Source organism: Streptomyces sp. NPDC087845 (assembly GCF_044742755.1).
Classification (GTDB): domain Bacteria; phylum Actinomycetota; class Actinomycetes; order Streptomycetales; family Streptomycetaceae; genus Streptomyces.
Genome location: NZ_JBIUVC010000001.1, coordinates 915,613 through 932,364, shown reverse-complemented (window position 1 = coordinate 932,364; position 16,752 = coordinate 915,613). Strand labels below are relative to the sequence as shown.

Below are 16,752 nucleotides of genomic sequence, written 5' to 3'. Positions count from 1 at the left end.
CTGGCGACGGCCGTTGTGCTTCGTCCTCGGTTCGCCACCCATGTCGGACGGGGCTTTGAGACAACCTGATCGCGATCCGGAACATCTCCTACCGCAAGCCCGCACCACACCGGTGCGGGACGGTGAACGAGGAGCCGGAGCATGGTCCGACGCCCCATCCGCCCGATCAGCCTTCGCGGGCTCCGTGTCGACTACCCCCGCCGGGGGAGAAGCAACTGGCGCCGCTGGGTCCCTTCGTGGCGGCAGGCGCTGAGCGGGATCCTGCTCGGATCCGGAGCGCTGGCCGGGCTGTTCGCCGTGGTCTACGCATCCGTCGACATCCCGGACGAGAACGCCGAGGCGCGCAGGCAGGGCACCGTCTACTACTGGGCGGACGGCAGCCAGATGGTGAGCGTGGGCGCGGTCGATCGGCAGAACGTCACGCTCGCCGACATACCCGATTCGGTGGAGCACGCGGTCATCGCCGCCGAGAACGAGACCTTCTACTCCGACTCGGGGGTATCGGCGAAGGGGATCGCCCGCGCGGCCGTCAGCATGGTCAAAGGCGGTGAGACCCAGGGCGGCTCCACCATCACCCAGCAGTACGTGAAGAACACCTATCTCAGCCAGGAGCAGTCGGCCACCCGGAAGTTCAAGGAGTTCTTCATCTCGCTGAAGCTGAGCAACAAGCAGAGCAAGGAGGAGATCCTCCAGGGATATCTGAACACCAGCTGGTTCGGCCGCGGCGCCTACGGCATCCAGGCAGCGGCGCACGCGTACTACGGAATTCCCGCGAAGGACCTCGACCCCAGCCAGGCGGCGCTGCTCGCGTCCCTGCTCAAGGGGGCGGAGCAGTACGACCCCGCAGGCGGCAAAGGCAACCACGAACGCGCCGTCGACCGCTGGGAGTGGATCCTCGACCGGCAGGTGGAGATCGGCACGATGACGAAGGCCGAGCGGGCCGCGTACCGGAAGTTCCCCGAGCCGAGGCCGGCCGCCAAGCCGACCAGCCTCGGCGGCCAGACCGGCTATCTCGTCGACATCGCCAACAAGTACATCAAGAAGCGCTCGGGCCTCACCGACAAGGACCTCTTCCGGGGCGGCTACCGGGTGCAGACCACCTTCGACAAGGCCAGGGTGGGGCAGCTGGAACGGGCCGTGCGGAGCGTGCGCGAGCGCGACCTCGACCCCAAGAAGCGCCCCGAGGACAAGTACGTCGAGGTCGGCGCCGCATCCGTGCGGCCCGACGGGGCCGTGGTCGCGGTGTACGGCGGAGCCGACGCGGTCACCCACTTCGCCAACAACGCCGACACCGCGGGCGTCCCCGTCGGCTCGGCCTTCAAGCCCTTCGTGCTGGCAGCGGCCCTTCAGCACGGCGACGGGATCACCCTGGACAGCGGCTACGACAGTGAGGGGCGTCTGATCAAGGGCGGTCCCTACGCGGCGCTCCCCGCCTCGCCGGGTGCCGGTCCCGGCCAGGTGATGGTCACGGCGCCGACGCCCCTGCGCGATGCGCTGGTCAAGTCGTCCAACGCAACCTTCGTGCTGCTCGGCAAGGGCATCGGGCTGAAGAAGGTGAAGGAACTGGCGATATCGGCCGGGCTGCACGAGGAGAGCCTGGCCCGCCTGGACAAGTCCTTTCCCCTCGGCACGTCCACACCGAGCGCGGTCAGGATGGCGGACGCGTACACCGCCTTCAGCAACGACGGTATGAGGGCCGATCCCTACTCGGTGACCAGGGTGACCCGGGACGGCGAGGTGGTCGAGGGTTTCGGGAAGCCCGAGCTGCGGCGCGCGATGGACGCCTCGGTGGCCAACGATGTGAACAACACCCTGGGGATGGTGGCCTGGACGCGGCTGCGCCGGGACGGGAAGTTCGCCGCGTTCGCCAGGCCCAAGGCTGCCGACGACCTCTCGGCGGGCGCGACCGGCGAGGACGACCGGATGAAGTCGGCCTGGTTCATCGGCCACAGCAAGGGGCTGACCACGGCCGTCACGATGTTCCGCAGCAAGCCGGGCACCCCTCAACTGCTGGGAATGCAGGGCGTGGGCGGACCCGATTCGGGGCGCGGCAACGTCTTCCCGCTCCGGATCTGGAGCGCCTACGTCACGGGGCCGTAGGCCCACCCCCGTTCGCGATCCCCCCGACGAGGGAGTCGGACGGTCGCGGGGCGGCCTGACCAGCAAAATCCACCTCGCCGGTGAAGGCGGCTGCCGCCCTTGGCCCTTCTGCTCACGCCGGGCCAGTGGGGCGATGCCCCGCAGATGATCGAGGTCCTGGATCGGATCCGGGTGCCCCCGCCCGCTGGGCGGACGGCCCCGGACCCGGCCCGGCCACGTCAGCGGTGACACGGCATACAGCTCACGCCGAAACCGCTGCTACCTGCGAAGACGCCACATCAAGCACACCATTCCGGAGCCCAGGGATCAGCGCGCCAACCGTCGACGTCGGGGCAGCGGGGGCGGCAGACCCACCGGCTTCAACCGCGAGCGCTACCGGCGCCGCAACGAAGTCGAGCGGACCACGCACGACGTTCGGCGGCCCGAATATTGCCCGAGGACAGCTCCAGCACTTGCTCAGGATGAGCGAGCTCCCCCACGCGACCGTCCGCGTGATCCCCTTCGAGGCCGCGTACTGTCCGGGCTCGGGCCAATCCGTGTACTACGTACGCGGACCGGTGCCCATGCTCGATACCGCGCAGCTCGACCAGTCGCACGGGCCCGTGTTCATCGACGCGGAGGCCCAGTTGGCCGAGTACCGCCTGCTGCTCGAACGCGGTGTGGGCCTTCCGGCGGGAGCGTGTGCTGTCACCCACGTTCGTCGCCCCACCCGTCCTGGGCCCGCTCCTCTGTCTTGGCCGCGCACTCGACCCAGAGCAGCTTCCCGCCCTGCCCCGGCAGCCCGGTCCCCATGGGGTGGGCGCCCCAGCCCTCGGCGTAGAGGGTGACGAGGTACAGCCCCCGTCCGCGCTCGGCGAGCTCCTCCGGTGCTTCGGCGCTCCACTTGAAGGGGGCGGGGATGTGCGGGTTGGTGTCCCGGACGCTCAGCCGGACACGGCTGCGTCCGGCGTCGCGCAGGCGCAGGGAGTACGCCCCCGAGGAGTGCAGGTACGCGTTGGTGACGAGCTCGCTCGCCAACAGCTCGGCGATTTCGGTGAGTTCGCGCATGCCGTGCACGCGCAGGACGGTGCGGAGGGTGGAACGGGCCACGCCGGGAGCGCGGGGATCCTGCGGAAGTTGGAGGGTGTACGCCCAGGTCGGGGATACCGTGGCACTGGCCATGGAAGTCTCCGTTCACGGAGGGGGTTGGAGGTTGCGCTACGGGTGCCCGGTGACGAGGCCGTTCCGTCGAGCGGGGTACTTCCGGGCGGGTGGCCTGGTCAGAGACTAGAGTCTCTGCAAGTTCTATTTGCACTGCATTCATGAAACTGCATGCAGATCCCCTCGTGTGAGTGATGAGTCGAACTCAACCCCGCCAAGGAGGAGTTACGTGGCAGGCAGATCGGCCCCCACCGGCCGGCGCATCCGAATCGCCACCGAGCTGCGCAAATTGCGTGAGCGCGCCGGCCTCACGGCGACCGAGGCCGCTCGACTGCATGGCATCGGCCAGGGGCAGCTGAGCAACATTGAGACCGCCAGGTTCGGAGTGAGCGGCGAGCGGCTGCGTGCCATGGCGCAGAACTACGAGTGCTCCGACCATGCCTTCATCGAAGCCCTGGTCGACATGGTCAAGGACCGGAAGGGCGGCTGGTGGTCCGACTACCAGGAGCTCCTGCCGACACCTCTCCTGGACCTTGCGGAACTGGAACACCATGCCGAACGGCTGCGCGGCGCCATCACGGCACACATTCCCGGGCTGCTCCAGAGCACCGACCATGCGCGGGAGATCTTCCGGCAGCACGTCCCGGAGCTTGCGCCCTCGGACGTCGAGCACCGTGTCTCGTTCCGAACGAAGCGACAGGCAGTGCTGTGCGGGGCGGAGCCGACCCCGTACCAGGCCCTCATCCACGAAGCGGCGCTGCGTACCGAGGTCGGCGGCCCCAAGACGGCACGGTCGCAGTTGCAGCACCTCCTCGACATGAGCGAGCAGGATCACATCACCATCCAGGTCATCCCGTTCAAGGCAGGTGCCGTCCCCGGCTCGGGCCAGTCCATCTACTACGCGTACGGCCCAGTCCCCGAGCTGGACACCGTCCACCTCGACCAGTCCCACGGCCTCGCATTCCTCGACGCCGATACGCAACTCCAGAACTACCGGACCCTGTTCAGCAGGATCGAGGACGCAGCGCTGTCGCCGAAAGCCACCCGGGATCTCATCCACCACACCAGTCAGCACCTGTGAGGGGAGCATTCATGCCCACGTACGACCGCTGGCAGAAGTCGTCCTACTGCGCCCAGGGGGACTCGTGCATGCACGTCGCCGCGCGCGACAGCACGGTCGAACTCACCGAGAGCGACGACCCCTCCGGGGCGATACTCCGCACCACACCCGCCGCCTGGGCGGCCCTCGTGCGCACCGTCAAGGAGAACCGCGCCCATGGCTGACATCCCCGCCGACCTCACCTGGATCCGTGCCGCCCCGGAGGGCGAGGAGGGCCCCGGTCCCTGGATCGAGATCGCCTTCGGCCCGGACGAGCTCGTCCACCTCCGGGAGACCGGCGACCCCGAGAACGTCGTGACGACGACCACGACGAAATGGGAGGCCTTCACCAAGGGCGTCATGGCCGGCGAGTTCGACCACTTCGCCGGAATCGACGACGAGACTCCCACTTGACTCTGTCGGGGATCTCGGGGGTTTCCCGTGCGACAGCGTGATCAACGGGCGTGCTCGGGGCCGTTCTGCAGATCGATGTAGTTGTTGAGGTGTCCGTTGTCCCTTCGTCCCCGTTCCGGTGAGCAGGTTCCCTCTCTGAACTGCGCGGGTCGCGCGGGCGAAACGCCGTCCGGATGCTGGAGCACCTGCGCGAGCGCGGGGCAGGCCGCGCGTACGGCCCGCGTCTCCAGGCCCTGCGGCAGATCCCTGTGCAGAGCCACTGCCGCAACGCGGCGAACCGCATGCGCTGACGCACCGCCGACGGCGGCGGACTGCCACCTTCGTCCCTGACGATCGTCTCCCCTACGACCCGACAGTCCGCCACGCACGCCGGGGGCAGACCACCCGATGGAAGGGATTCCTCGCCCACCTCACCGAGACCCATACTCCCGACGAAACGAACGTGATCACGGACGTGGCCACCACCCCGACCACCACGTACGACACTCAGGTCCTGCCTGACATCCACACCCGCCTGGCTCGCCGCCGTCTGCTCCCTGGCGAGCACCTGGTCGACGGCAGCTACATCCGTATGAATTAAAATTCACTCTTGTTCAGTGCAGTGTAGGCGGCTTCCGCTTTCCTGCCGGCAGCAACATCTGCGGGTGCATGCGCTAGAAAGTCTTCAGTACTTCCCGTGAATGTGATTTTTCCGGCTTCCAGCAGTGTGACGTGATCCGATTCTTCAGCCAGGTCAGAAACGTCGTGTGTGGAAATCAATATGTCTTTCTCTTCTGCCAAGGGGCGGAGGAGACTCCGGAAAACTCTCCGCTGTCGCGGATCCATTCCAGCAGTGGGTTCGTCTAGAAGCAGAACGCTGGCATCGTGTACCAGAGCGGACGCGACACCGACCCGGCGTAGTTGACCTCCAGAAAGACGCGCAGCCTTTGTGTCTGCTTGCTTTTTGAGATCTACGCGAGACAATGCGGTGATTGAGGAGTCCCATGCATCCCGCCGATTCATGCCCTTAAGCCAACCTACATAGGCGACCTGCTCTCGCGCAGTGAGCGTGGACATGGCGACAATTCGCTGCGGCATCCACGCTACTTTACTGCGGTAGATGCGCTCGCGAGAAGAAAGTTCACCAAACTTAACAGTTCCCTTGCGTGGGTGGATTACAGATGCGGCAAGCTTGAGGAGTGTAGATTTTCCAGCACCGTTGGGGCCCAGGAGAATATTCGTTCCATGAGGCATTTTGTAATCAAGGTCTGCTACCACAGGGTTTGACCAAGGTCGGTAACCGTAGGTGCAAGAGTTTATTGTTAGATTCATGCTTCTCCCGTCTCGTTCGGTTGTGGCGGCCAGAAGATCTGAGCGGCGAGACCCGCAGAGAGCGCGACGACTGCCACTGCAGCAGCATATGGATTGCTGGAACTTTCCGGGAGGATAGTCCAAAAATAAGGTTGCTGAGAATTTTGGTAACCGAAAAATACGACACAGAAGATCCATGCCACGGGCACCATGACTGCAGGTCGTCCGATTATGCTTCGAGAGAAGAGCGTAAGGCCGACCAGGAAAGCCGCGTTACGCCCGGCTGCGCTCGCTGCAGGTGAGTTCAATGCTGTACTCACGCCAAGCGCTGAGGCTGCCGCGACCGCAGTGGACAGCAAAGTTAACCCCGCGTCGAGAAGCGGGATGTTTCGCAGGCCGGTCTCTTCTGGTGAAAAGATCCGGGACTCAAGCGATGCTGCCAGAGCGGCGCAGAGCGGTACTGGAGCGATCAGCGTGAACAAGAATTGATTGCTCGTGCCGGAGAGAATGGAAGGCAAAGAAAGCGTCTTCCCCTGCATGATCGCTATGATGGAAATGAAGCAGGCGAGGGCGGATGGCAGTAGCGTGTGCGCCCGGCGACACTTGATCCACCACCACATTAGTTTGCTCCCGACTGCTGCTTCGGATTGCAAGCCCGCTTACGTTCATCCTCGTACCACTTCAGCTGGGCTGCAGTCGGCATCGCATGGACTTCAGCCACGCGCTTCTCTGTCAGGGCTATGACCTCTTCGTGATTCCTGAACTGACTCAGCTCCACACGCTGCTGGCGCAAGTAGGTTTTTCTCTGGCCGACGATATCCGCCGACCATAGCAGGATGCTCCGGGTGTAGATGCCTTCGGACGGGTGCCGGCAGGGAAGCTCGGTGGCCTTTCGAACAGTCTGGAGCCCAGTGGTGCCCTCATGCTGACTGGCAATCAACGGAAGTTGCCAGCGAGAACGAGTAGAGGCAATGGGGTAGCGGCGGTTCACCATGCTGTCGACCACGCTTCGGGGTGGTTCGAAGGCCACTCCTGCTTTCTCCAACTTCCTTAGGACGCTTGCCACCTCGGCCTGCACCACGGCTACTTGAGTATCAGTACCCGCAGGTAGACAAACCTTTGGGGATTGCCCAGAACATTCCATTGCGACGTTGCCAGTCGACAGCGGTGGGTTGGCGCCCCAGTTTTTAACCGTGGCGTACGATGCAAGCAGTCCGGAAATCGATATGACGCAAGCCAGTGCGGGAATGAAGACGCGAGACCGCCTGCCGTAAACAGGGATGGAAAGTATCGCGACCCCAGCGGCAAGAGAACCGATGAAAAGGACATGGGGTACGAGCGACACGAGGCTTGCAGATTCTGCGAACATCAGGTCGACGGGGAATTGCCCCGATACATGGCGAATCCAGAACGGCTCGTAGGACCAGGCGGCTGCTACACAGAAAAAAACGCCCACGGCAAGGACTGGAGTTGCGATGAGATGCGAAATTCGTAGGCCTATTCCAAATCCCACTACGGCATGCGCTGTTGCCACGAGCAGTGCCATGATCAGCAGAGGGAGGATTCCTAGGGTCGGGGTTGTCTCCTCCCTGGCCAGCGCCATCCCGACAGGAAGAATCAACATGAGCCAGGAAAGGGCTATCACTGGAGCTAGAGCGTGGAAGGTGATTCCGATTCGGGAGCGTGATGGTGCGAGTTCCCAAACGTGATTTCTTCTTAGCCTTCCGCTTTCCCATGCGGAGAGCGAGGAGGCAATCGCATAGGAGAGTGCATAGAATGACAACAGTGCGGACGATGTGACAGATGGCGCGTACTTGGGTTGGTATTCGGGTACTTTGTAATCAATCGCGAAACTTTTGAAAAAATACAAGAGCATCAAGCCGATTGCTACAGGGAGTACCCACAATGCACTGCTGACGCGAAGGCGTGTCGTGAATTTCATGAATTCTTTCGGTAAGTTGTAATGCCGTGCAGGGCGCCCATTTTTTGGACGCCCTGCCGCAACTGTGAAGCTTTTTGCCTAGTCGGCCTGAGTCGTATCTATGGCAACTACGCGCACGTCGAGGCTGTTTCCGAAATCGCTGTCATTGATGTACTTGATCTGGAAGAATTGATCGCCGTGGGAGAGGCCAGTCCATTCTCCGGAGCTGACACTGTCGTATCCCTTGAAGCAATTCGTGAACCGCTTGGTTCCCCAGGACTTGTCCGGTTGCAAAGAACGGCGCCAGCGAAGGTCGACCGTGGTGCTCTCTGAAACGGAAGAACTACTGGTGTCGCAATCCTTGAACCTGACTTCAGAATACGACTCGTCTACCCACGTGTGTGACTGGAAGCCAGTCAGGACGCCACCTAGTTTGCTGGTCCAGTTGTAGGGCTGAACGACTCCGGAGTCAGTTGCTGCACTTACTTCGGCGGCGTTGGCTACAGGCGTCACTGCGAAACATGCGGCAGCAGCTATTCCGCTTATTGAGCCGAGTCGCAGACCGACGATCCTCGGGTTCATATGTATGGATCCTCCCCCTGGGTGAATGTTTCTTTACCTTCTCATCATGTCCTCTTTTCGGGCAAGGAGATTTGCGGTTTGTCGCACCAGGGGAACGTTGTTTGAAGTGCTTGTTATCCGTGTTCGTGCGAAATTACTATTTGACTTGAAAAGGTAGCAGTTCTGAGGGTTGGGGATGGGGTGATTTATGGCGTTCGCGGCATAAGGGGAGACTGTGAAGGCTCGGAGCGCGAGTCGAGCAGACGGGGGATTGTTCCTTGGCCTCGAACACGCCCCGGTTCCATCCTCAAACGCCGGACAGCCTCGAAGCGGAGTTGGAGCACCACGCGACCGGGCTACGGTCTGCCCATACGTCTCATGTCCCGGGTCTTCTCCGGACCACAGACCATGCCCGCGAGATCTTCCGGCAGGTCGTGCCGGAGTTCTCTCGCTCAGACATCGAGCACCGAGTGAGTCGCCGACTCCAGCACCAGGCCCCCTGACCAATGACCAACCAATGCCGCCGGCGTACTGGCAGTCATTCATGAAGCTGCACTCCGTGTGCCAGTCGGCGGCCCTGCCGTCGCCAGGAGCCAGCTTCGACATCTGGTTGAGCAGAGTGAGCGGGAGCACATCACTGTCCAGGTAATCCCGTTCGCTATCGGCGCCCATCCCGGATCCGGGGGAGACCATCCTGTACGTATACGGCTCGGTGTCCCGCCTCGGCACGATTTCACTGGATCAGTCATACGGCCCTGTCCTGGCGGATGCCGAGGCGGAGTTGGAGCCAGGGTGCGGGTATGGGGCCTGGCTGCCGGCCAACAGGTCGGCCCGCCGCTGGTGTTCCCCCCGCCGGTGCATGCCGCGACGGTGGCGCCGGGATGGACGGCTGGTGGCCGGTTTCGGCGGCGAGGCCGCCGTCCTGTCCTTCCGCTGACGCTCACGCCCATGGACCGAGTTCCGGCAGACCGAGTCGACTGCACGCTTACGGAGTCCGACCCGGACCATCAGGCGCTGCTGCACTTCCGGGCGCTCTACGACGGAGCGTCGTGACCGTGGCGGGACTGCCGCTGAAATGGTTCATTCGCGGTCGGTGTGCGCCTCGATGGCGTCGTTGATTTCGGGCCAGAGTTCGCGGGGGCGGTCGTGACCCATACCGGGGATCAACAAGAGCTTCGCTCCGGGCACGAGAGCTGCGGTGCGTTCCCCTCCGCCGGGGTCGATCAGCGTGTCGTCCAGGCCATGGATCACCAGGGTCGGGACCCGGAGCTCCCGGAGCGCAGGTGCGCGTGAACCACTGAGGATCAGCGCTCCGAGTTGACGTCCGGCTCCGGCCGGGCAGTACGCGCGGTCGTAACTGCCGGCAGCCAGCTCACGAAGGGCCGCAGGGTCGCCATAGCGCTTGGAGGCCCATACGAGGTCTTTTTCCGCCGCTGCGATGTATCCCTCGCGGTCCGCCGGCTTCGGACCGGAGACCACCGCCTGGGCTTCGGGACTGGACCGGCCGTATTCGGGTTCGCCGGTCGAGGACATCATCGAGGTCAGGGTCAGCACCCGCGTCGGCCGGCTGATGGCCATCGTCTGGGCGAGCATTCCGCCCATCGAGGACCCGACCACGTGAGCTCGTTCGATCCCGAGCGCCGTGAGCAGGTCGAGGCCGTCGTCGGCCATGTCCTGAAGCGTGTAGGGAACCATCGCGAGGGCGGACGGAATGTCTCCCGAGCTCACAGCGGCGATGAGCCGGCCCGTATCGACGGGATGATCGTCGAACTTGGTGGACAGCCCGCAGTCGCGGTTGTCGTACCGGATCACGTAGCGGCCACGACTGGCGAGTGCGCGGCAGAAGTCCTCGTGCCAGGCGATCATCTGAGCGCTGAAACCCATCACGAGGAGGACAGGTGCGTCGGAGGGGTCACCGAAGGTCTCGTACGCGATGGACACCCCGGGCGAGACTTCGGCAATCGGCATGCTTGTAGTTTCCCAGCATCCGCTGCCGGGGCGCCCCCGGATGGCCGGCGCGGGGCTACGGGTGTGCGGACCGGGCGAGATCAAGCCCGTCCGGAGCCGGGCCCGCGCCGAGGACCGAGCCCGTCCGGTGCGAGGCCGGAACGGGCCGCCGGACGCCCCGGCCCTACCGCTTCGGCGCCCCCGCCCGCACCGACCGCACCACGCCCGCCGCGGCGATCAGGAAGCCGACGCCCATCAGCATGCACAGCGACCACGCGATGGACGGAAGCGGATGGGTCCCCAGGAACAGCGGGGCCATCGTGGCCAGTGTGGCCAGTGCTCCGACGAAGAAGACGATCGCGCCGATCCGGACCAGCCGGTCACCGGCGCCAGAAGATGTAGTACTCACCCCGCCAGGGTAGTTCCCGGTGTCGGCGACCCGTCCCACGGCCGACGGTGCGCCACACAGGCACCGTTTCTGGACAGCAGTCCGGATGACCAGGCTTGACGAGGGGTAGTTCACCTGGGGAGGCTGCTGCCAGCAGGGGAGCACCACCACTGGATAGCCTGACCTGCTGAGGCTTGTTCCGGCATACGGGTTGAGATGGGGTGCGTGCTTTGCCGACTGGCAAGGTCAAATGGTTCAACAGCGAGAAGGGCTTCGGCTTTCTCTCCCGCGATGACGGCGGCGATGTCTTCGTGCACTCCTCGGTGCTTCCCGACGGCGTCGACGCACTCAAGCCCGGACAGCGCGTCGAATTCGGCGTCGTCGCAGGTCAGCGCGGAGACCAGGCGCTCTCGGTGGCGATCCTGGACCCGACCCCGTCCGTCGCGGCCGCACAGCGCCGCAAGCCGGACGAGCTCGCGTCCATCGTGCAGGACCTGACCACCCTGCTGGAGAACATCACGCCGATGCTGGAGCGCGGCCGCTACCCCGACAAGGCGGCCGGGAAGAAGATCGGCGGCCTGCTGCGCGCGGTCGCCGACCAGCTCGACGTGTGACCCGCGCAGAACTCAGACGAACGACAGCGCGTCCGGGCCGAGGGGCGGCACCAGTCCCTCGGCCGCCGCGCGGGTCAGCAGTCCGCGGATCGCCGCGTAGCCGTCCTCGCCGAGGTCCGCGGTGAACTCGTTGACGTACAGCCCGATGTGCTGGTCCGCCACGGCCGGGTCCATCTCCTGGGCATGCTCCAGCACGTAGGGGCGTGACGCCTCCGGGTCGTCCCAGGCCATCCGGACCGAGGTGCGCACCGCATCGGCGAGCAGCCGCAGCGTGGCCGCGCCCAGCGACCGCTTGGCGATGATCGCGCCGAGCGGGATCGGCAGCCCGGTCGTCTCCTCCCAGTGCCGGCCCATGTCGGCGAGGTTGTGGAGCCCGTAGTTCTGGTACGTGAAACGGGCCTCGTGGATGACGAGACCGGCGTCCACCTTCCCGTCGCGGACGGCGGGCATGATCTCGTCGAACGGCAGGACGACGATCTCGCCGACCCCGCCCGGCACCACGTCGGCCGCCCAGAGCCGGAAGAGCAGATACGCCGTGGAGCGCTCACCCGGGACGGCGACGGTCTTCCCCGTCAGATCCGTGCCCGGCTCCTTCGTGAGGACGAGCGGCCCGCAGCCCCGCCCCAGCGCCCCGCCGCACGGCAGCAGCGCGTACTCGTCGAGCACCCAGGGCAGTACCGCGTACGAGACCTTGAGCACGTCGAGTTCGCCGCGCGCGGCCATGCCGTTGGTGAGGTCGATGTCCGCGAAGGTGACATCGAGTGCGGGCGCGCCGGGGACCCTTCCGTGCGCCCAGGCGTCGAAGACGAAGGTGTCGTTCGGGCACGGCGAGAAGGCGATGTGCAACGGATTCGACGGGTCATGAGTCGTGTCGGTCATGGTGGGTCCAACCTTCCAGTGCGGGTGCGAGCTTCCCGAACGCCCCGGTGAGCGCGGCCAGCGCGTCGCCGATGCGCCAGGCGTCCCGGTCGCGCGGGCCGACGGTGTTCGAGACGGCCCGGATCTCCAGCACCGGTACGCCCGCCCGCTCGGCGGCCTCGGCGACCCCGAAGCCCTCCATGGCCTCGGCGGCGGCCCGGGGGTGGGTGGCGAGCAGGGCGGCGGCGCGTGCGGCGCTGCCGGTCACGGTCGAGACGGTGAGGACCTCGCCGGTGAGCGCGCCGGTGGCGGCGGCCACGTCCCGTACCTGCGCGGGCGGTGGCGTGAACCGGTCGCGCCCGAAGCCCAGACCGGTGACGGGGACGAAGCCCTCGGGGGTCTCGGCGCCCAGGTCGGCGGCGACGATGCCGCTCGCGACGACGACCGAGCCGACCGGGGCGACGGGCGCGAACCCGCCGCCGATCCCGGCCGAGACAACGAGGTCGTACGGCTGCGCGGCGAGGCCGAAAGCCGTCGCGGCCGCCGCGGCGGCCGGGCCGACGCCGCCCGCGAGGACATCGACGAGGACGGAGCCGCCGGGGCCGGTCACGCGGTGGGCCTGAACGCCCGCCACCTCGGACACGTCCCCGAACGCACGCGTGACCGCGTCCCGTTCGGCGGGGACAGCGGTCACGACGAGCACACGCACGGGGGAATCCTCCGAGGGCAGGAGGGGATCAGGAAGTCTTCTTGAGCTCGAAGTGCCAGATGCCCGTGAGCTTCTTGCCCTTGGTCTCCACGATGCTGATCTGCGTCTTGTTGCTCGTGGTCTCGCCGGTCTGGCTGGAGAAGAAGGCGCTGCCGGGGATGGACCGGTAGGTCTTCTTGTACGGCTCCTGCTCGGCCTGCTGGCCGTTGATGAACAGGGTCCAGCCGTTGTCCGCGATCTCCGGGTCGACGCCGAAGCGGACCTTGTCGTCCATCGCGACCTCGACGGACTTCTCCGCCTTCTTGTTGAGGCAGCCCTGGATCTCGGACTCCTTGAGAGCCTTGCCGTCGTTGTAGCAGGACGCCTCGATGCTCACCGAGTTGCCGCCGACCGTTACGGTCGCGAGCGGCGTCGGCTTGTCGCAGGCGGACAGGACAAGGAGTCCCGCGGACACGGCACCAAGAGCGACGCCGATTCGACGGCCCTTACCGGAGAAGAACGCAACGGTCATGGGCCGAAGGCTATCGGTCGCTCCCGCTCACGCCACGCGGGGGTGCGGCGAGCCGTGCCGCGCGGCGGCCAGCAGCCCCCGTACGGACGTGGCCGCGCCCAGGGCGAGGACGGCCGCCGCCACCGACATGCCCAGTACGCCGTTGAGGGGGAGGGCGATGCCGATGCCGCCGCCGACCACCCACGCCATCTGAAGCACGGTCTCGGACCGGGCGAACGCGGAGGTCCGCACCTCTTCGGGCACATCGCGCTGGATCATCGCGTCCAGCGAGAGCTTCGACAGGGCCTGGGTGAAGCCCGCCGTCGCGCTGAGCGCGGCGACCATGACGGTGCTGAAGAAGAGCGCCGCGAGCACGGCGACGCCCAGCGCCAGGGCCAGCACGGAGGCGACGATCATCTCGGGCCCGCGGGCCCTCAGCCAGGAGCCGACCGCCGTACCGAGCGCGTTGCCGGCCCCGGCCGCCACGCCGGCGATGCCGAGCGAGACGGCGGCGCTCTGCCCGGCGAGCGGCTGCTCACGCAGCAGGAACGCCAGGAAGAAGATCAGGAAGCCGGAGAGGGCGCGGTGCGCGGTGTTGGCCTGGAGCCCGTTCAGCACGGACGGTCCCACGGACCGCAGGCCGGGCCGTTTCTCGCCGTTCTTCTCCCGGCCCTTCGCCTTCCCGTTCCGCCCCACCGCGGGTCGGGGGGACGTCGCGCCGAGCGGGGGCACCAGCTGGGCCTTCCGCTCGCCCTTCGAGGAGTCGACCTTGTGCGGCAGCGTGAAGGCGAGGACGGTCCCTCCGACGAAGATCACGCACGCCCCGTACAGCGGCCAGGGGGAGCCGACGATCTGGAGCCCCGCCCCGATCGGGGCGGCGACACCGGTTGCCAGGAGCCCGGCCAGGGTGACCCGGGAATTCGCCTTGACCAGGGAGAAGCGGGGCGGCAGCAGGCGCGGCACGACGGCGCTGCGGACGACTCCGTACGCCTTCGAGCAGACCAGGACGCCCAGTGCGGCCGGATACAGCTCCAGGCCGCCGGTGGCGACGGCGCCCGACATGGTGAGCGCGAGCACCGCACGGGCCAGCATCGCGGCGGCCATCGCGGCGCGGCGGCCGTGCGGCAGATGGTCCAGGAGCGGGCCGATCACGGGCGCGAGGAGGGTGAAGGGCGCCATGGTGACGGCGAGGTAGAGGGCGACGCGGCCCCGGGCCTCGTCCGTCGGTACGGCGAAGAACACCGTCGAGGCGAGCGCAACCGTGATCATCACATCGCCCGCGCCGTTCACCGCGTGCAGTTCGATCAGCTTGCCGAGCCCGGACTCCCCGGCGCCGTGGGCGTGCGTCGCCTTCCGAATTCCTTTCGCGGTGCCGGTGAACGGGGTGCGCAGGGCATGACCGACCGCCCGGCCCGTCCTGCGGAGCGGGCCGGAATCCTTGTGCGACCTGGCGGAAGTCACTTCGTCATAGTGCCCCAGTCACGGCGGTGACGAACCGGCATCGGCGCGGGACGCGGTGCACTCCGCCCTGTCGGGCCAGTGCTCCGCCCGGCCCGACCGGCTTGAACCGGCCGGTGATCGCACGGGCCGCGAGACGGTCTTCGCACGGGAGCGCGACCCCGGATACGACCCTGTTCCGGACGGGCAGGTGGGCGGGGAGCGGCGGAGAGGGTAGCGTGCGTAGCGCGCCACCGGCGGTTGTTCTCGGCCGCGCGCCTATCGGCGATCCCGCAGAATGGATGGCAGAAGGTGCGCCCGAGGCAGGCACAACGGGTGTGGACGTCGACGCGGCCCCCAGGTCCGCTCCGCCCGCACCCGTCATGGCCGAAATCGATGGATGTGCTGGCGCGCTCGTGAGACTGGCGTAGGAGAGAAGCGAGACCTGTGAGTGCTGCGACGACGCGAAGCCGTACGGCCCGTACCCCTGTCCCCGACCGCTTGTGCGCCGAGGCGGTAGACCTCGCACGCGCGGCGGCCGAGGAGGCAGCCGCACCGGGGGTCGTCGGTGAGCATGTGGGCCTGGTCGCCGAGGGCGACCGGGTCGTCACGCATTTCTTCGAGTGCCAGGAGCCCGGTTACCGGGGCTGGCGCTGGGCGGTGACGGTCGCGCGGGCGTCCCGCGCGAAGAACGTCACCCTTGACGAGACGGTTCTGCTGCCTGGCAGTGACGCGCTCCTCGCCCCCGAGTGGGTGCCGTGGAGCGAGCGGCTGCGCCCCGGGGACATGGGGCCCGGCGATCTGCTGCCCACCGAGGCGGACGACCTCCGCCTGGAGCCCGGCTACACCGGCGAGGAGGAGCCGCCGCCGAACTCCGCGGTCTCCGAGATGTCGGAGGAGATGGCCGACATCGTCGACGTGGAGGACGCGGAGCTGACGACGCGTCCCGCGACGACGGACCGGGGCTCGATCGCGGCGGTCGCGGAGGAGCTCGGCATGCGGCGGGCGCGGGTGCTGTCGCGGTACGGGCTGCATACGGCGGCCGACCGGTGGGACGAGGGGTTCGGCGCGAAGACGCCGATGGCCCAGGCGGCTCCGGCATCGTGCGTCACCTGCGCGTTCCTGGTGCCGTTGGCGGGTTCGCTGAAGCAGGCGTTCGGGGTGTGCGCGAACGAGTTCGGTCCGGCGGACGGCCATGTGGTGTCGCTGTCGTACGGGTGCGGTGGGCATTCGGAGGCGGCGGTGATGCCGAAGCCGCCGAAGCCTGCGCCGCATGCGCTCGACACGATGCAGGTGGACGAGTATCCGCTGCGGCCGGCGCGGGACTCCGGCTCGGTACCGGTGGAGCCGGACACCCCGACGGAGGACCTCGGCCACTCCTGACGGGCCCGCCGCCCGGCGCCTGCCGGGGTTGGGCCCCGGCACGTCCGGGGCGACCGGGGCATGTCCCGGGTGAGCGTGCGGGGCGACCAGGAGTACGTCCTGAGCGAGCGTGCGGGGCGCGCCGCGAACCGCTTCGTTTTCATGTGCGGGACGCGGCCCCGGGGTGCGCCTGCGGGTCGGCCGACGGCACGTCCCGGGTGCGCCTGTCGGCCCACCCGCGAAACCGCTTTCTCCTCTTGGCCCGACGGGCCCGCGGGTCTGGCCGGTGGGCCGTTTTTCCCCGATCGCCGGGCAGGCTCTGTCCGGCATGCCCCGGACCGTCCGGCGTCGAGGACGCGGCCGGGGCGGCGGTGTGCGGTGCGACAGAATCCGGCCTTGCCGCGGGCGACCCCGCAGACACG

Annotated in this window: 20 protein-coding genes and 3 pseudogenes; 11 read left to right on the top strand and 12 right to left on the bottom strand. The window is 66.9% G+C overall.

Going from position 1 to position 16,752, the window contains the following annotated elements; translation table 11 throughout:
• The first annotated feature begins 141 nt into the window (after positions 1–141).
• The 3 genes and pseudogenes from ACIOMQ_RS04330 to ACIOMQ_RS04320 form a co-directional block, all read left to right on the top strand.
• Positions 142–2,100 (top strand): transglycosylase domain-containing protein, encoded by a 1,959-nt coding sequence (locus ACIOMQ_RS04330; protein WP_401753732.1) that lies wholly within the window; start codon positions 142–144, stop codon positions 2,098–2,100.
• A pseudogene (locus ACIOMQ_RS04325) lies at positions 2,051–2,518 on the top strand (transposase); the annotation flags it as partial. The gene ACIOMQ_RS04330 and the pseudogene ACIOMQ_RS04325, both read left to right, overlap by 50 nt.
• Positions 2,519–2,561: 43 nt before the next feature.
• Positions 2,562–2,696, top strand: a pseudogene (locus ACIOMQ_RS04320) (transcriptional regulator); the annotation flags it as partial.
• 91 nt (positions 2,697–2,787) lie between these two features.
• On the opposite strand, the gene ACIOMQ_RS04315 reads toward ACIOMQ_RS04320, so the two are convergent.
• Positions 2,788–3,261, bottom strand: a complete 474-nt coding sequence (locus ACIOMQ_RS04315) for an ATP-binding protein (protein ID WP_401263003.1) — start codon at positions 3,259–3,261, stop codon at positions 2,788–2,790.
• 208 nt (positions 3,262–3,469) lie between these two features.
• On the opposite strand from ACIOMQ_RS04315, the gene ACIOMQ_RS04310 reads away from it, so the two are divergent.
• Genes ACIOMQ_RS04310 through ACIOMQ_RS04300 form a run of 3 tightly spaced genes read left to right on the top strand, consistent with a single transcriptional unit; the run spans position 3,470 to position 4,753 of the window.
• The gene (locus ACIOMQ_RS04310; protein ID WP_362195236.1) at positions 3,470–4,321 is read left to right on the top strand and encodes a helix-turn-helix transcriptional regulator; all 852 of its coding nucleotides are present in this window, start codon (positions 3,470–3,472) and stop codon (positions 4,319–4,321) included.
• Positions 4,322–4,332: 11 nt separating this feature from the next.
• The gene (locus tag ACIOMQ_RS04305; RefSeq protein ID WP_401753729.1) at positions 4,333–4,524 is read left to right on the top strand and encodes a DUF397 domain-containing protein; all 192 of its coding nucleotides are present in this window, start codon (positions 4,333–4,335) and stop codon (positions 4,522–4,524) included.
• Positions 4,517–4,753, top strand: a complete 237-nt coding sequence (locus tag ACIOMQ_RS04300; protein ID WP_362195242.1) for a DUF397 domain-containing protein — start codon at positions 4,517–4,519, stop codon at positions 4,751–4,753. Before ACIOMQ_RS04305 ends, ACIOMQ_RS04300 begins: the two co-directional genes overlap by 8 nt.
• Positions 4,754–4,794: 41 nt before the next feature.
• On the opposite strand, the gene ACIOMQ_RS04295 is transcribed toward ACIOMQ_RS04300, so the two are convergent.
• Positions 4,795–5,013, bottom strand: coding sequence for a hypothetical protein (locus ACIOMQ_RS04295; protein WP_401263006.1), 219 nt, complete (start codon positions 5,011–5,013; stop codon positions 4,795–4,797).
• Between the two features lie 182 nt (positions 5,014–5,195).
• Between ACIOMQ_RS04295 and ACIOMQ_RS04290 the strand changes: the two genes are divergently transcribed.
• Positions 5,196–5,333, top strand: a complete 138-nt coding sequence (locus ACIOMQ_RS04290) for a hypothetical protein (protein ID WP_402187804.1) — start codon at positions 5,196–5,198, stop codon at positions 5,331–5,333.
• Here ACIOMQ_RS04290 and ACIOMQ_RS04285 read toward each other — a convergent pair.
• The 4 genes from ACIOMQ_RS04285 to ACIOMQ_RS04270 form a co-directional block, all read right to left on the bottom strand.
• Positions 5,330–6,064 carry an ATP-binding cassette domain-containing protein gene (locus ACIOMQ_RS04285; protein WP_402187802.1) on the bottom strand — a complete coding sequence of 245 codons (735 nt, stop codon included), beginning with the start codon at positions 6,062–6,064 and terminating at the stop codon, positions 5,330–5,332. The genes ACIOMQ_RS04290 and ACIOMQ_RS04285 overlap by 4 nt on opposite strands.
• Positions 6,061–6,582, bottom strand: a complete 522-nt coding sequence (locus ACIOMQ_RS04280; RefSeq protein WP_402187800.1) for a hypothetical protein — start codon at positions 6,580–6,582, stop codon at positions 6,061–6,063. The genes ACIOMQ_RS04285 and ACIOMQ_RS04280 overlap by 4 nt, the downstream gene beginning before the upstream one ends.
• Positions 6,583–6,662: 80 nt before the next feature.
• Complete coding sequence (locus ACIOMQ_RS04275) at positions 6,663–7,985, bottom strand: hypothetical protein (protein WP_402187798.1); 1,323 nt, start codon at positions 7,983–7,985, stop codon at positions 6,663–6,665.
• A 78-nt stretch (positions 7,986–8,063) separates the two neighbouring features.
• Complete coding sequence (locus ACIOMQ_RS04270; protein ID WP_362195260.1) at positions 8,064–8,546, bottom strand: hypothetical protein; 483 nt, start codon at positions 8,544–8,546, stop codon at positions 8,064–8,066.
• Positions 8,547–8,803: 257 nt separating this feature from the next.
• Between ACIOMQ_RS04270 and ACIOMQ_RS04265 the strand changes: the two genes are divergently transcribed.
• Both ACIOMQ_RS04265 and ACIOMQ_RS04260 read left to right on the top strand, forming a co-directional pair.
• Positions 8,804–9,028 (top strand): Scr1 family TA system antitoxin-like transcriptional regulator, encoded by a 225-nt coding sequence (locus tag ACIOMQ_RS04265; RefSeq protein WP_402187796.1) that lies wholly within the window; start codon positions 8,804–8,806, stop codon positions 9,026–9,028.
• Positions 9,029–9,086: 58 nt separating this feature from the next.
• A pseudogene (locus ACIOMQ_RS04260) lies at positions 9,087–9,155 on the top strand (hypothetical protein); the annotation flags it as partial.
• A gap of 450 nt (positions 9,156–9,605) precedes the next feature.
• On the opposite strand, the gene ACIOMQ_RS04255 reads toward ACIOMQ_RS04260, so the two are convergent.
• Together ACIOMQ_RS04255 and ACIOMQ_RS04250 are read right to left on the bottom strand one after the other, a co-directional pair.
• A complete protein-coding gene (locus tag ACIOMQ_RS04255) occupies positions 9,606–10,493 on the bottom strand; it encodes an alpha/beta fold hydrolase (RefSeq protein ID WP_401263016.1) in 888 nt (295 codons plus the stop codon).
• A 163-nt stretch (positions 10,494–10,656) separates the two neighbouring features.
• Positions 10,657–10,881 (bottom strand): hypothetical protein, encoded by a 225-nt coding sequence (locus ACIOMQ_RS04250; RefSeq protein WP_362195266.1) that lies wholly within the window; start codon positions 10,879–10,881, stop codon positions 10,657–10,659.
• A gap of 209 nt (positions 10,882–11,090) precedes the next feature.
• Between ACIOMQ_RS04250 and ACIOMQ_RS04245 the strand changes: the two genes are divergently transcribed.
• Positions 11,091–11,474, top strand: a complete 384-nt coding sequence (locus ACIOMQ_RS04245) for a cold-shock protein (protein ID WP_072485776.1) — start codon at positions 11,091–11,093, stop codon at positions 11,472–11,474.
• Positions 11,475–11,486: 12 nt separating this feature from the next.
• On the opposite strand, the gene ACIOMQ_RS04240 is transcribed toward ACIOMQ_RS04245, so the two are convergent.
• From ACIOMQ_RS04240 to ACIOMQ_RS04225, 4 genes are read right to left on the bottom strand one after another with little or no spacing between them, the layout of a single operon-like run.
• Complete coding sequence (locus ACIOMQ_RS04240; RefSeq protein WP_362195269.1) at positions 11,487–12,353, bottom strand: 1,4-dihydroxy-6-naphthoate synthase; 867 nt, start codon at positions 12,351–12,353, stop codon at positions 11,487–11,489.
• A complete protein-coding gene (locus ACIOMQ_RS04235) occupies positions 12,334–13,041 on the bottom strand; it encodes a futalosine hydrolase (protein ID WP_401753717.1) in 708 nt (235 codons plus the stop codon). Before ACIOMQ_RS04235 ends, ACIOMQ_RS04240 begins: the two co-directional genes overlap by 20 nt.
• 28 nt (positions 13,042–13,069) lie before the next feature.
• The gene (locus tag ACIOMQ_RS04230; RefSeq protein WP_362195275.1) at positions 13,070–13,552 is read right to left on the bottom strand and encodes a DUF2771 domain-containing protein; all 483 of its coding nucleotides are present in this window, start codon (positions 13,550–13,552) and stop codon (positions 13,070–13,072) included.
• A gap of 27 nt (positions 13,553–13,579) precedes the next feature.
• Positions 13,580–14,992 carry an MFS transporter gene (locus ACIOMQ_RS04225; protein WP_362195277.1) on the bottom strand — a complete coding sequence of 471 codons (1,413 nt, stop codon included), beginning with the start codon at positions 14,990–14,992 and terminating at the stop codon, positions 13,580–13,582.
• A 423-nt stretch (positions 14,993–15,415) separates the two neighbouring features.
• Between ACIOMQ_RS04225 and ACIOMQ_RS04220 the strand changes: the two genes are divergently transcribed.
• The gene (locus ACIOMQ_RS04220; RefSeq protein ID WP_362195279.1) at positions 15,416–16,351 is read left to right on the top strand and encodes a DUF3027 domain-containing protein; all 936 of its coding nucleotides are present in this window, start codon (positions 15,416–15,418) and stop codon (positions 16,349–16,351) included.
• Positions 16,352–16,752: the final 401 nt, after the last annotated feature.

Excerpts from the sequence above, each read along its gene's own strand:
- ACIOMQ_RS04330 (WP_401753732.1), top strand. The coding sequence starts at position 142 with ATGGTCCGACGCCCCATCCGCCCGATCAGCCTTCGCGGGCTCCGTGTC.
- ACIOMQ_RS04315 (WP_401263003.1), bottom strand. The coding sequence starts at position 3,261 with ATGGCCAGTGCCACGGTATCCCCGACCTGGGCGTACACCCTCCAACTT.
- ACIOMQ_RS04305 (WP_401753729.1), top strand. The coding sequence starts at position 4,333 with ATGCCCACGTACGACCGCTGGCAGAAGTCGTCCTACTGCGCCCAGGGG.
- ACIOMQ_RS04300 (WP_362195242.1), top strand. The coding sequence starts at position 4,517 with ATGGCTGACATCCCCGCCGACCTCACCTGGATCCGTGCCGCCCCGGAG.
- ACIOMQ_RS04285 (WP_402187802.1), bottom strand. The coding sequence starts at position 6,064 with ATGAATCTAACAATAAACTCTTGCACCTACGGTTACCGACCTTGGTCA.
- ACIOMQ_RS04280 (WP_402187800.1), bottom strand. The coding sequence starts at position 6,582 with ATGCAGGGGAAGACGCTTTCTTTGCCTTCCATTCTCTCCGGCACGAGC.
- ACIOMQ_RS04275 (WP_402187798.1), bottom strand. The coding sequence starts at position 7,985 with ATGAAATTCACGACACGCCTTCGCGTCAGCAGTGCATTGTGGGTACTC.
- ACIOMQ_RS04270 (WP_362195260.1), bottom strand. The coding sequence starts at position 8,546 with ATGAACCCGAGGATCGTCGGTCTGCGACTCGGCTCAATAAGCGGAATA.
- ACIOMQ_RS04255 (WP_401263016.1), bottom strand. The coding sequence starts at position 10,493 with ATGCCGATTGCCGAAGTCTCGCCCGGGGTGTCCATCGCGTACGAGACC.
- ACIOMQ_RS04240 (WP_362195269.1), bottom strand. The coding sequence starts at position 12,353 with ATGACCGACACGACTCATGACCCGTCGAATCCGTTGCACATCGCCTTC.
- ACIOMQ_RS04230 (WP_362195275.1), bottom strand. The coding sequence starts at position 13,552 with ATGACCGTTGCGTTCTTCTCCGGTAAGGGCCGTCGAATCGGCGTCGCT.